This window comes from Amycolatopsis sp. A133, from assembly GCF_031082405.1.
Classification (GTDB): Bacteria; Actinomycetota; Actinomycetes; order Mycobacteriales; family Pseudonocardiaceae; genus Amycolatopsis.
On the sequence record NZ_JAVHJU010000036.1, the window covers coordinates 460,061 to 472,186 of the forward strand.

Below are 12,126 nucleotides of genomic sequence, written 5' to 3' on the forward strand. Positions count from 1 at the left end.
TCCTTGTCACCCGTCCACCGCTGCTGGATCAGGCCGGCTCGGACGACGCTCACTTGCTTCCTCCTTGGTTGACGGACGGGACAAGGCGGCGAAGACGACGAAGGCGCCGACCAGGCCGACCACCCAGTTGTAGTCGTAAAGGGGCTTGAGGAACGGGATGATGCCGTCGGCGGGGAACGGTCCGCCGTATGCCCCGCCGACCGCCAGAAGGGCTCCCACCAGCGTCGCGACCAGCGCGCGCCAGTTCCAGCCGCCGCTGAACCAATACACCCCATCGGGTGTGTACAGGTCCTTCAGCCGGAGCTTCGTGCGGTTGACGAGCCAGTAGCCGGCGACGAGCACCCCGGCGACCGCGCCGAGCAGACCGCCGTAGAAGCCGAGCCAGGCGAAGATGTAGATGTTCGGGTCGGAGTACAGCCGCCACGGCTGGATGAGGATGCCGATGACGCCGGTGATCCCGCCGCCGACGGCGAAGGTGATCTTCTTCGGGAACGCGTTCGAGAAGTCGTAGGACGGGCTGACGACGTTGGCCGCCAGGTTCGCCGAGATCGTCGCCAGCACCAGCGCGACCAGGGCGACGACGACCACGACCGGGCTGGTGAACCGGTCCGCCAGCTGCGCCGGGTCCCAGATGTCCTCGCCGTAGAGCACGTGCCCGCCCGACGTCGTCAGGATGGCCACGATCGCGATGAACGTCATCGTCGTCGGCAGGCCGAGGAGCTGGCCGCGGACCTGCTTGCGCTGGCTGCCCCCGAAGCGGGTGAAGTCCGGCATGTTCAGCGACAGCGTCGACCAGAACGCGATCATCGCCATCAGCGACGGCGCGAACACCTTCCAGAAGTCCGGGCCCCAGCCCAGTTCGCCGGGGGCCGACAGGATCGGGCCGAGGCCGCCCGCCTTGACCAGCACGTACCCCAGCATGATCAGGAAGCCGACGGACACCAGCGGTGCCGTCCAGTTCTCGAACCGGCGGACCGCGTCCATGCCCCGCCAGATGATCAGCATCTGGCCGATCCAGAAGACCACGAAGGACAGCCACAGCGTCCAGTGCTGCCCGGCGACGACGGCGGAGTCCCGCCACCACGAGCCGAGCAGCCGGCCGAGGATGACGTAGATGGCCTCGCCGCCGACCCAGGTCTGGATGCCGAACCAGCCGCACGCGATGAACGCGCGCAGCAGGGCGGCGAGGTTGGCGCCGCGCAGGCCGTAGAACGCGCGGGCGAACACCGGGAACGGGATGCCGTACTTCGTGCCGGCGTGGCTGTTGAGCAGCATCGGCGCGAGCACGACGAGGTTGCCGATCGTGATCGTGATCAGCGCCTGCACCCAGTTCATGCCGAGCGCGATGAGCGACGCCGCCAGGGCGTAGCTGGGGATGTTGTGCGCCATCCCCATCCAAAGCGCGAAGTAGTTGTAGGTGGTCCAAGTCCGTTTTTCGACCGGGACGGGGGCCAGTTCCTCGTTGAAGAACCGGCTGCCTTCGAGAGACCGGACGTCGGCGGGATCGAGCTCGACCCGGCCGTCGTCGTGCACGCGCTGGTCTGCGGGTGTCGGCGCCATTGCGGCATCCTGCGCGCCAGGTCAGGGCCGGGGCAACGGCAGACTGTTCACTCTTCGCTGATCAGGAGTGCAGTCTGTCGATTGCGCTCGGGGGTGCCGGAGTGCATGACCTGCGTCACACATCCAGCCGTCACGAACCGGCAAAGCGGGTGAAACGTCTCCACAGGATCTTCACACTTCACACGAACCGTCTCCACCGGGGGTGCTTAGGGTCGTGACCATGGAACTGGGTGGACGGCGGGTGCTCGTCGTCGAGGACGACGTCACGATCGCCGCGTCGATCGCGGCCCGGCTGCGGGCCGAGGGGTTCGGGGTGGACGTCGTCCACGACGGACCGGCCGCCGTCGAGGCGGAGGCCGCAGCGGAGCCGGATCTGGTCGTGCTCGACGTGATGCTGCCGGGGTTCGACGGCCTCGAGGTCTGCCGCCGGATCCAGGGACGGCGTCCGGTGCCGGTGCTCATGCTGACCGCGCGGGCCGACGAGACGGACATGCTGGTCGGGCTCGGCGTCGGCGCCGACGACTACCTCACGAAGCCGTTCTCGATGCGGGTGCTGACGGCCCGGGTGCACGCGCTGCTGCGGCGGGTCGAGCGCTCGTCTTCCGTGGCGGGCACGCGGATCGTGCTGGGCGACCTCGAAATCGACGTCGACCAGCGGCGCGTCGCCCGGGCCGGGGTCGCGGCGCAGCTGACGCCGATCGAGTTCGACCTGCTGGTGCACTTCGCGCGGCGGCCGCGGGTGGTGCAGCCGCGGGAACGGCTGCTGTCGGAGGTGTGGGACTGGGACGTCCACGGCACGTCCGCGGGCACCCGGGCGGTGGACAGCCACATCAAGGCGCTGCGGCGGAAGCTCGGCGCGGACCTGATCCGGACCGTGCACGGCGTCGGCTACGCGTTGGAGGCGGGATCGTGAACCTGGTGCCCCGGCCGCTCGACCGGATCCGGTCGATCAAGCTGAAACTGGCGATCCTGATGGTCGCCTCGGGCGGGGTCGCGTTCGCGTTCTTCAGCTGGCAGATCGGCTGGTTCCCGCCGAAGACGATCTTGACCGCGGTGCTGCTGGCACTGGCGCTGTCGCAGCTGCTGGCCCACGGCATGACGCGGCCGCTGCGGGAGATGACGGCGGCGGCGCGGGCGATGGCGAAGGGCGACTACAGCCGCCGGATCCGGGCCACCACGCGCGACGAAGTCGGGGTGCTGGCCGGGGCGTTCAACCAGATGGCGGGGGACCTCGGCGACGCGGACCGGCAGCGCCGGGAGCTGATCGCGAACGTGTCGCACGAGCTGCGGACGCCGATCACGGCGTTGAACGGCGTGCTGGAGAACCTCGTCGACGGCGTCGAGGCCCCGGACCCGGCGACGCTGAAGACGGCGTTGCAGCAGACCGAGCGCCTGGCGGCGCTGGTGGACGAGCTGCTGGACCTGTCGCGGTTGGACGCGGGGGCTCTTCCGCTCCACAAGACTTCGTTTTCCCTGTGGTCGCTGCTGGCGGAGGTGGTGGGGGAGGCGAAGTTCGCCGGGCGCGGGGTGACGTTCGAGGTGACGGTGGCTCCCGAGGGTGCGGTGGTGACGGCAGACCGCGGGCGGTTGTTCCAGGTGCTGGCCAACCTGCTGGAGAACGCGGCCCGCCACGGCCCGGCGGGCGGCGAGGTCCGGGTGATCGCCCAGGTCCGGCCGGACGAGGTGCGCATCGACGTGTGCGACGAGGGACCGGGGATCGCGGCGGCGGACAGCGAGCGGGTCTTCGAGCGGTTCACCCGCGGCGAGCGGCCTTCGGGTGGGGGGACGGGGCTGGGGCTGGCGATCGCCCGGTGGGCCGTGGAGCTGCACGGGGGGACGATCGGGGTGGTGGATCCGTCGCCGGGGACGGGGAGCCGGATCCGGGTGACGCTGCCGGCTTAGTTCTTTGCCCGGCTCCGGGTGTCGCGAATGACTCATTCGGGACGCTGGAGGTCGCGAATGAGTCATTCGCGACCTTTGGGGGCGGGCTCGGTTGGTGAGATTTGCGAACGCGAACATGGGAGCAGGCGAGATGCCGAAGAACAGGATGGGCGGGCCCGGGGAACCGGGGGCGGGGGAGAAGGTGCCGCGGGGGAAGCGGCCGGTGGTGGCGGGGGAAGGCTCGGCTGGTGTGGCCGGGGCCGGTGGGGGTCCGGCGGAGACTGGGGATGGGTCGGCTGGTGCGGCGCCGGTTGGCGTGACCGCGGGGGTCGGCGGGGTTGGCGGGCGTCCCGGTGCTGGGGCTGGTGGAGTCGCGCTTGCCGCTCCGCCCGTTCTCCTGCAGCCGCTGGCGCCGCCGAAGTCCGCTGTTGTTCCGATGCCTCCCGTTGTGCTTCCTGCTGCCGGCGTGGCCGGGGTTGCCGGTGCTCTTCTGCTGCCCCTTGACCGGCCTGGGGTCGGGTGGCTGCTCTCCGGCGTTGCCGTCGTCGCCGGCGTTGTCACCGCCGATCGGCGTTCGCGTGAAGGTGGCGAAGGGGCCTTCACCTGGCGCAATGCCGGGTGGGCCGTCCTCGCCCTCGCGCTTCTCGGCGTGGGGGCCGTGCGGGCGTCGGAGTGGCTGTTCACCCTCTGTGTGCTCGGTGCCGTTGTTGCCGGGTCGCTGGCCGTCGTCGGGGAACGGACCGTTCACTCCGTTCTCTACGACATGCTCGCCCTGCCCGTCGAAGCCCTTCGCGCCATTCCGTGGGTCGGGCGCGGAGCCGGGCGCTTCACCGCCCGCCGCGACGGCGTGGCCCGGCGGATCGCCCTTGCCGTGCTGGCCGCCGCCGCGCTCGTCGGGGTCTTCGTGCCGCTGCTCGCCAGTGCCGATGCCGCCTTTGCCGCCGTCGTCAACGCCGTGGTTCCCGATCTCGGTGTCGCGACGCTCGTGCGGTGGTGCTCGGTCTTCGCCGTCGTCACCCTGGCCGTCGCCGGGGCGTGCTACTTCCTCGCCGCGCCACCGGGGCGCGCCTCGGGTCAACGTCCACAACGGACTGGATACAGTCTGGAGTGGACGTTCCCGCTCGCCGTTCTCGTCCTGGTGTTCAGCGTCTTCGTCGGGGTGCGGCTGGTTGTGCTCTTCGGCGGCACCGAATACGTCCTGCGCACCAGCGGCCTGACGGCGGCGCAGTACGCTCGCGGCGGCTTCTGGCAGCTGTGCGCGGTCACCGTGCTGACGCTGGCGATCGTCGCCGCGGCGCTGCGCTGGGCACCCGACGCGACGAAAGCCGACCGGCTCCGCCAGCGCGTCCTGCTCGGGACGCTCAGCGCGCTGACCCTGGTGCTCGTCGGCTCGGCGTTGAGTCGCATGTGGACTTACCAGCAGGCGTACGGCTTCACGGTGCTGCGGCTGCTGGTCGAGGTCTGCGAACTGTGGTTCGGCGCGGTGTTCGTCCTGGTGTTGGTGGCCCTGGTCCGGTTGCGTCCGGGGTGGCTGCCCCGCGCGGCGATCGGCACGGCCGCGGGTGCGCTGCTGGTGCTCGCCGTCCTGGACCCGGAACGCCTCATCGCCGACGCCAACCTCGACCGCGCGGCCGTCGGCAAAACCCTCGACGACCACTACCTGGCGCGCTTCTCGGCCGACGTGGTCCCGGTGGTCTCCGCCCGGCTGCCGGAACCGCTGCGCACGTGCGTGCTGCGGCAGGTCCTGCGCAACGACACCCCGGACGGCTGGCCGGCGTGGAACCGCAGCCGTTCGACGGCCCGTGATGTGACGCTCGCCCCGGCGGCCGCCTGCGGCTGAACCGGACCGGTGGGTAGCGCGTGGTTAAGAGTTACGCGGAAGCCACCGGGCCGTCGTGGGGGCGGCCCGGCGGCTTCCGCGCGTTCAGGCAGGCCACCAGGGCTTCCCACGATCGGGTGGTGACGGAGAGTGTGCCGCCCGCGCGGTCTTTTGTGTCGCGGATCTGCGACACCCCGGCGAGCCGCACCTCGACGCAGTTTGTCTCTTCGCCGCTGTGAGACGACTTCCGCCAAGTGGCATCTGACATTTCAGGCCTCCAGTTCCGAGATCACCCCCTGGACGAGCTGGAGCGATTCGGGTTCGCCGAGCGCCAGGGCGGACAAGTCCTGCAGGGCCGCGCGGTAGTCGGCCAGGTGGTTCTGATCGTAGACATAGCCACTGCCGCGATAGTGCTCGAGATGCACGATGGGCGGCAGGTCGTGGAAGTCGAAGATGACGAACGGCCCGTAGAGGCCGGGGTGGTAGCCGATGCCGTCCGGGACGATGCGCATCGAAACATTTCGGGCGCGGGCGACCGTGAGCAGGTGGCGGAGCTGCTCAGCCATCACCTGCGCGCCGCCGATGTTCTGGCGCAGCACGGATTCGCTGAGGAGGGCGCGGTACTCCAAGGGCGCGCGGCCGGTCAGCACCTCGCGGCGGGTGATCCTGATCATCAGGCGAGTCTCGATATCCCGTACGGGCAGCGCGGTGGAGGTGAAGAGAGCCTTGATGTAGGCGGGAGTCTGCAACAGCCCGGGCATCAGCCCGGTGGCCCACTCCGACATGGCCGCGGCGGTCTGCTCGTACTCGACGAAGGTGGCCAGCTTCGGCGGGGCGTGCTGCTCGAGCCAGTTGGGCTCGTTGGCGTTGCGGGCCAGCTCCAGGAGCCGGGCGCGTTCGCCTGCCTCGACCCGCAGCGCGGCGAGGATCGTGGCGACTTCTTCGAGCTTCGGGATGCGTTTGCCGCTCTCCCAATTCGAAATGTTCTGGGGCGGCACGTCAACCAACCGGCCCAGCTCCCGGACCTTCAAACTACGGGCCTGTCTGGCCCGTTTCATCCCGAAACCCAGTGCACGGGCCCGGGGTGTGGCGATCGGTGGTGGCATGGGGCACAGCCTGCCCGGGAGCAGGCCGTGCCCGGTCGGGTGATGCCGTTCCGCTGTCGCGGAGGTGCGTCAAATACCGCGTCAGAACGCGAAAACCTCGTCCGAATCCCGGTCGGCCTCGCAGCGGTTCGCGTACGTCGTGCGGAACGACACCGGTTTGCCGCGCCAGGTGCCCACCGCCGTCACGTCCACCGGGGCGTAGATCAGCGTGCACGCCTGGTGGCGCGCGTTGATCCGGGAAAAGTCGCCGCCGGCGGCCGACAGCACCGCGCACGCCTTGTCGCGCTTGGGGTGCGTGCCACCCGCCGGGTCGCACGTCAGCACCACCGAACCGATCCGGTTGGCGGTGTCGTGGGTGGTCAGCTGCAGCGTCGACGCCGGGGGTTGCGCCGGTGCCAGACAGCCGATGCTCATCAAACAGGTTACGAAGGGGATGAGGGCCATATCGGTCTCATCGGCCGTCCGGTGCCGATCACTGTGCTGCACGTCCGGGTGAGTCTTCATCACTCGGCCGGGTGAGGTCCCACGCCAGGAGGGCGACGTACAGCGAAAGCATCGACTCCGGCTCCTCCAGCCGCACGCCCAGTACCTGCTCGATCCGGGCGAGCTGCTGGTAGTAGGCCGTCCGGGAGGTGTGCGCCGCCGCGGCCGCCGCCGACTTGTTGCCGCCCTGCTCGCAGTAGTGCCGCAACGCCTGGACGAGCCGGCTGCCCGAGGCCGCGTCGCGCTGCAGCAGCGGGCCGAGTTCGCGGTGCGCGAACGCCGAGACCCGCTCGTCGCCGGACAGCAGGTGCAGCAGCCCGCGCAGGCGGACATCCGACAGCCGGTGCACCACCCGGTCCGCGCCCGTGCCCAGCGCCGCCGCCGCGACCTGGCCCGCTTCCAGCAACGTCCGGCGGGCTTCGGCGGGGGACGACACCGTCGTGCCGACCGCGAGCACGCCCGGCGCGCTGCCGCGGGCCTCGTGGACGTCGGTGGCGAGCCGGTGCAGCACCGCGTCGGCGTTCGCCTCCGGGGACAGCGCGATCAGGGCCCGAACGCCGAGGTCGTCCGTCGCCACCAGCGCCGACACCTTCGCGCGGCGCGCCGCCAGCACCGTCGCCTCGGCCAGCTCGCGCAGGACCGGCGGGGTGGACAACGCCGGCCGTGGAGTTCCGGTCAGCCGCGGCCGGACCGCCAGCCCGACCAGCTGCCGCCCGGGCAGCGGCACGGCCAGCGCCGAGGCCCGGGCCAGCAGCTCCGCCGTCGGCGCGGGCGACGCCAGCAGCTCGGCGAGCACCGCGCGGTGGGCCTGGCGCTCGAGACCGTCGGAATCCTTGGCGACCAGCCGGTGCACGGCCAGCGCGGACGCGGCCCGCTCGGCGACCACCCGGTGGCGGTGCGGCGGCTGGTCGGCGCAGACGACGATCAGCCGTCCCCAGTCGTGCCCGCGGGCGCCGACCACGGTCACCAGCCACCCCGAACCGGGGTGGTAGCCGGTCCGCTCGCCGACCTGGACCACCCGCGACCGGGACGGCCAGCCGGTGAGCAGCTCGGCCGGGTCGGTGCCGGCCGCGTCGTAGGCGAGGACCTCGTGGGAGAGCGTCTCGAGCACCACGGGCTGCTCGGTGAGCCGGGCGACCTCGCCCAGGACGACGCCGGGTTCGGCGCCCGCGACCGTCAGGGCGGTGAACGTCTCGTGCACGCGCTCGGCGGCGCGCAGCTCGGCGACCTGGGCGTCGACGATCTGGCCGTTCACCGCCTCGGTGACGCTGACGAACCGCGTCTCCCGCGACAGCGTGACCAGCGGCAGGCCGTGCTCCTCGGCCGCGCCGACCAGCGCGGCGGGCAGCTTGTCGCTCCAGTGCCGGACCAGCTCGACCACGACGCCGGCGGCGCCGACCCCGGCCAGGTCGGCGACGTACCGGGCCAGCGCCGGGCCGTCGTCGGGCAGGGCGACGCCGGTGGTCAGCACCAGCTCGCCGCCGCGCAGCAGGTGCGCGATGTCGGCGACCTCGGCGACGTGCGCCCAGCGCACCGGCGCGTCGAGCCCGGCGGCGCCGGCGACGACGTGCGGACGGCCCTGGCGCAGCACCGGGAGCGCGAGGACCTCGGCGACGGTCGGGTACATGGCTCCTCGGCGTGTGACGAGCGGCAGGGACAGACTGTACGGCCGCGACGCCGAGTCCGTACACGTTGCCGATGGCCTGGCGTGGCGCCCGCCCGGAGACTCGGGGGGACGTTGCCGGAGTGAAGGAGTGCCCGCCGTGACCGACCGCATCAGCCACTGGATCGACGGCAAGCCGTTCAGCGGGGCCGCCGCGCGCTCCGGCGAGGTCTTCGACCCCGCCACCGGCGAGGTGCGGGCGCACGTCGACTTCGCCGGCGACGCCGAGGTCGAAGCCGCCGTCGCCGCGGCCAAGGCGGCGCTGCCGGGCTGGCGCGGAACGTCGCTGGCCGGGCGGACGCGGGTGCTGTTCGCCGTCCGCGAGCTGCTGTCGGCCCGCAAGCACGAGCTGGCGAAGATCATCACGAGCGAGCACGGCAAGGTCGAGTCGGACGCGGCCGGGGAGATCGCCCGCGCGATCGAGAACGTCGAGTTCGCCTGCGGCGCCGCCCAGCTGCTCAAGGGCGGGTTCAGCGAGAACGCCTCCACCGGCGTCGACGTCCATTCGATCGCCCAGCCGCTGGGGGTGGTCGGCGTGATCTCGCCGTTCAACTTCCCGGCCATGGTGCCGCTCTGGTTTGTCCCCAACGCGCTGGCCTGCGGAAACACCGTCGTGCTCAAGCCGAGCGAGAAGGACCCGTCGGCGGCGGTGTTCATCGCGGAGCTGTTCGCCGAGGCCGGGCTGCCCGCGGGTGCGCTCAACGTGCTGCACGGCGACAAGGCCGCCGTCGACGGGCTGCTGACGCACGCCGACGTCAAGGCGATCTCGTTCGTCGGGTCGACGCCGATCGCGCGGTACGTCTACGAGACCGGCACCCGGCACGGTAAGCGCGTGCAGGCCCTCGGCGGGGCGAAGAACCACATGGTGGTGCTGCCGGACGCCGACCTCGACCTGGCCGCGGATGCCGCGGTGTCGGCCGGGTTCGGCTCGGCGGGGGAGCGGTGCATGGCGGTGTCGGTGGTCGTGGCCGTCGACCCGGTCGGCGACGAGCTCGTCGCGAAGATCACCGAGCGGATGTCCCGGCTGCGCGTCGGCGACGGCCGCGACCCCGAGTCCGAGATGGGGCCGCTGGTGACCGCGGCCCACCACGCCCGCGTCGAGTCCTATGTGGACGCCGGGGTGACCGCCGGTGCCGACCTGGTCGTCGACGGCCGGGGGATCGAGGTCGCCGGCGGTGGCTTCTGGCTCGGCCCGACGCTGTTCGACCACGTCCGCCCGGAGATGTCGATCTACACCGACGAGATCTTCGGCCCGGTGCTGTCGGTGGCCCGCGCGGCCTCCTACGACGACGCGCTGGCGCTGATCAACGCCAACCCCTACGGCAACGGCACGGCCATCTTCACCGGCGACGGCGCGGCCGCACGGCGGTTCTCCAGCGACGTCGAGGTGGGCATGGTCGGCGTCAACGTGCCGATCCCGGTCCCGGTCGGCTACTACTCCTTCGGCGGCTGGAAGGACTCGCTGTTCGGCGACAGCCACGCGTACGGGCCGGAAGGGTTCCACTTCTTCACCCGGACGAAGGTGGTCACCTCGCGGTGGCCGGACCGCTCGCACGCCGGGGTCAACCTGGGCTTCCCGCGCAACTCCTGAGCGCGGCCCGGCTCGCCTCGTCCGCGGGACGGCCGATCATCACCCGCTGGCCGGTGTCCTGGAGGGGCAGGAGCACTTCGAAGTCCACCGCGAGGACGCCGGCCGCGGGATGGCGCAGCACCTTGCTCCCGCGGCCGGTGGCCTTGACGTCCCGCTCGGCCCACAGCCGCGCGAACTCCTCGTCGTGCGCGGTGCATTCGGCGATGAGGCCGAGCAACGCCGGATCCTCCGGGTGGGCGGCCCACGCGGCGCGCAGGTGACCGATGCCTTCCCGCACCACGCGCTCGCGGTCGACGTAGTAGTCGCGGATCTCCGGGTGCCGCAGGCACAGCCACATCGCGTTGCGCCGTTCCGGCGGCAGGGTGCCGAAATCCAGGAGCAGCGCCGCCATTTCGCCGTTCCAGGCCAGGATGTCGTAGCGGTGGTTCATCAGCATGGCCGGGAGCGGCGACAGGTCCGCGACCAGCCGGGCCAGTGACGGCACGGCGGTGGTGGCGGGCTCGACGGCGTCGTCCTGGCGCTGCCGGGTCAGGTCGAAGAGATAGGTGCGTTCGGCGGGGGTCAGGCGCAGCGCCCGGGACAGGGCCGCCACCACGTCCACCGAAGGCCGTAGCCCGCGTCCCTGCTCGAGCCGCACGACGTAGTCGACGCTGACGCCGGCCAGTTCGGCGACCTCTTCGCGGCGCAGACCCGGGGTCCGCCGGGCTTGCCGGCGAGCGGGCAACCCGAGTTCGCTCGGGTCCAGGCGCTCGCGCCGGGTCCGCAGGAACGCGGCGAGCTCCTCGGTCGGGGTGATCATGCCCGGTTCAACCGTCGGAGGTAGGACTCGTGTTCCCAGGAAGTCCTCTCCCTTACCCCCGGCCCGCGGTGATCACAGGCTGGTGCCCGACGACCGATCACGAGCACAGGAGGACCCGATGTCCCTCACCCTCGACACCTACCGGCTGCTGGGCCGCTCCGGGCTGCGGGTTTCCCCGCTGGCGCTGGGCACGGCGACTTTCGGCACCGACTGGGGCTGGGGCGCGGAGAAGGACGAGGCGCGCAAGCTGTTCGACACCTACGTCGAACGCGGCGGCAACTTCGTCGACACCGCGCCGACCTACACCAACGGCAGCTCCGAGCGCCTGCTCGGCGAGTTCGCACGCGACCACCGGGACAGCCTGGTGCTGGCGACCAAGTACACGACGCTGCGCCGGCCCGGCGACCCGAATTCCGGGGGCCCGCACCGCAAGAACCTGTTCGCGTCGGTGGAGGACAGCCTGCGGCAGCTGAACACCGACTACCTCGACCTCCTCTACCTGCACGTGTGGGACTTCACGACGCCGGTGGAGGAGATCCTGCGCGGCCTGGACGACCTGGTCCGCGGCGGCAAGGTCCTGTACGTGGCGATGTCCAACGTCCCGGCCTGGGAGGTCGCGCGCATGCAGGCGATCGCCGACTTGCGCGGCTGGTCGCCGCTGGTCGCGCTGCAGATCGAGTACAACCTCCTCAAGCGGGACGGCGAGCGTGACCTGATCCCCATGGCCCGGGCGATGGGGCTGGGCGTGACCCCGTACTCACCGCTGGCCGGCGGCCTGCTCACCGGCAAGTACAGCCGCGCCGACCTGACCGCGGCGAACGCCGGACCCGGCACCCGCAAGAGCTTCAACGCGGGCTTGGGCATGGTCACCGAGCGCAGCCTCGCCGTCGCCGAGGTCGTGACGGAGGTCGCCGCCGAGCTGGACCGCACACCCGCCCAGGTCGGGCTGGCCTGGACCCTGCGGAACCCGGACGTGACGGCCCCGATCATCGGCGCCCGCACCCCCGCGCAGCTGGAGGACAACCTGGGTGCGCTGGAGGTCGGCTTCACCGCTTCGCAGCTGGCTCGCCTCGAGGAGGTCTCCGCGATCGACCTCGGTTACCCGCACGCCGGGCTCGCCGGCGCGCACCTGCGCACGGTGACCCGTGGTGACCTGCGGATCGAAGCGCGCCGCTGATCGCCGGTCGTGAGTGGTAACGCGGGTTAGAACCCGCGTTACCACTC

11 protein-coding genes are annotated in these 12,126 nt (G+C 71.6%); 5 read left to right on the forward strand and 6 right to left on the reverse strand.

What is annotated here, in order from left to right; all coding sequences use genetic code 11:
* Window positions 1-6: 6 nt before the first annotated feature.
* Window positions 7-1,560 carry an NCS1 family nucleobase:cation symporter-1 gene (locus Q5425_RS24970; protein ID WP_308674721.1) on the reverse strand — a complete coding sequence of 518 codons (1,554 nt, stop codon included), beginning with the start codon at window positions 1,558-1,560 and terminating at the stop codon, window positions 7-9.
* Window positions 1,561-1,801: 241 nt separating this feature from the next.
* On the opposite strand from Q5425_RS24970, the gene Q5425_RS24975 reads away from it, so the two are divergent.
* The 3 genes from Q5425_RS24975 to Q5425_RS24985 all read left to right on the forward strand — a co-directional run bounded on the left by Q5425_RS24975 (window position 1,802) and on the right by Q5425_RS24985 (window position 5,281).
* Window positions 1,802-2,473 (forward strand): response regulator transcription factor, encoded by a 672-nt coding sequence (locus Q5425_RS24975; RefSeq protein ID WP_396135236.1) that lies wholly within the window; start codon window positions 1,802-1,804, stop codon window positions 2,471-2,473.
* Window positions 2,470-3,462, forward strand: a complete 993-nt coding sequence (locus Q5425_RS24980; protein ID WP_308674723.1) for an ATP-binding protein — start codon at window positions 2,470-2,472, stop codon at window positions 3,460-3,462. The genes Q5425_RS24975 and Q5425_RS24980 overlap by 4 nt, the downstream gene beginning before the upstream one ends.
* Window positions 3,463-3,907: 445 nt before the next feature.
* The gene (locus Q5425_RS24985; protein ID WP_308674724.1) at window positions 3,908-5,281 is read left to right on the forward strand and encodes a DUF4173 domain-containing protein; all 1,374 of its coding nucleotides are present in this window, start codon (window positions 3,908-3,910) and stop codon (window positions 5,279-5,281) included.
* Between the two features lie 31 nt (window positions 5,282-5,312).
* Here Q5425_RS24985 and Q5425_RS24990 read toward each other — a convergent pair whose 3' ends face one another.
* The 4 genes from Q5425_RS24990 to Q5425_RS25005 form a co-directional block, all read right to left on the reverse strand.
* Complete coding sequence (locus Q5425_RS24990) at window positions 5,313-5,528, reverse strand: DUF397 domain-containing protein (RefSeq protein WP_308674725.1); 216 nt, start codon at window positions 5,526-5,528, stop codon at window positions 5,313-5,315.
* 1 nt (window position 5,529) lies between these two features.
* Window positions 5,530-6,366, reverse strand: coding sequence for a helix-turn-helix transcriptional regulator (locus Q5425_RS24995; protein ID WP_308674726.1), 837 nt, complete (start codon window positions 6,364-6,366; stop codon window positions 5,530-5,532).
* Between the two features lie 81 nt (window positions 6,367-6,447).
* Window positions 6,448-6,780, reverse strand: a complete 333-nt coding sequence (locus tag Q5425_RS25000; protein ID WP_308674727.1) for an SSI family serine proteinase inhibitor — start codon at window positions 6,778-6,780, stop codon at window positions 6,448-6,450.
* Window positions 6,781-6,838: 58 nt separating this feature from the next.
* On the reverse strand, window positions 6,839-8,476 hold the full coding sequence (locus tag Q5425_RS25005; protein WP_308674728.1) for a PucR family transcriptional regulator ligand-binding domain-containing protein: 1,638 nt from the start codon (window positions 8,474-8,476) through the stop codon (window positions 6,839-6,841).
* A 136-nt stretch (window positions 8,477-8,612) separates the two neighbouring features.
* Between Q5425_RS25005 and Q5425_RS25010 the strand changes: the two genes are divergently transcribed.
* Entirely contained in the window at window positions 8,613-10,103 is a 1,491-nt protein-coding gene (locus tag Q5425_RS25010; protein WP_308674729.1) for a CoA-acylating methylmalonate-semialdehyde dehydrogenase, read from the forward strand.
* On the opposite strand, the gene Q5425_RS25015 is transcribed toward Q5425_RS25010, so the two are convergent.
* Window positions 10,075-10,902, reverse strand: coding sequence for a helix-turn-helix transcriptional regulator (locus tag Q5425_RS25015; RefSeq protein ID WP_308674730.1), 828 nt, complete (start codon window positions 10,900-10,902; stop codon window positions 10,075-10,077). The two genes, Q5425_RS25010 and Q5425_RS25015, sit on opposite strands and share 29 nt — an antisense overlap.
* Before the next feature lie 118 nt (window positions 10,903-11,020).
* On the opposite strand from Q5425_RS25015, the gene Q5425_RS25020 reads away from it, so the two are divergent.
* Window positions 11,021-12,079, forward strand: a complete 1,059-nt coding sequence (locus tag Q5425_RS25020) for an aldo/keto reductase (protein ID WP_308674731.1) — start codon at window positions 11,021-11,023, stop codon at window positions 12,077-12,079.
* The last annotated feature ends 47 nt before the right edge of the window (window positions 12,080-12,126 follow it).

Excerpts from the sequence above, each read along its gene's own strand:
- Q5425_RS24990 (WP_308674725.1), bottom strand. The coding sequence starts at position 5,528 with ATGTCAGATGCCACTTGGCGGAAGTCGTCTCACAGCGGCGAAGAGACA.
- Q5425_RS25020 (WP_308674731.1), top strand. The coding sequence starts at position 11,021 with ATGTCCCTCACCCTCGACACCTACCGGCTGCTGGGCCGCTCCGGGCTG.
- Q5425_RS25005 (WP_308674728.1), bottom strand. The coding sequence starts at position 8,476 with ATGTACCCGACCGTCGCCGAGGTCCTCGCGCTCCCGGTGCTGCGCCAG.
- Q5425_RS24970 (WP_308674721.1), bottom strand. The coding sequence starts at position 1,560 with ATGGCGCCGACACCCGCAGACCAGCGCGTGCACGACGACGGCCGGGTC.
- Q5425_RS25015 (WP_308674730.1), bottom strand. The coding sequence starts at position 10,902 with ATGATCACCCCGACCGAGGAGCTCGCCGCGTTCCTGCGGACCCGGCGC.
- Q5425_RS24995 (WP_308674726.1), bottom strand. The coding sequence starts at position 6,366 with ATGCCACCACCGATCGCCACACCCCGGGCCCGTGCACTGGGTTTCGGG.
- Q5425_RS25000 (WP_308674727.1), bottom strand. The coding sequence starts at position 6,780 with ATGAGCATCGGCTGTCTGGCACCGGCGCAACCCCCGGCGTCGACGCTG.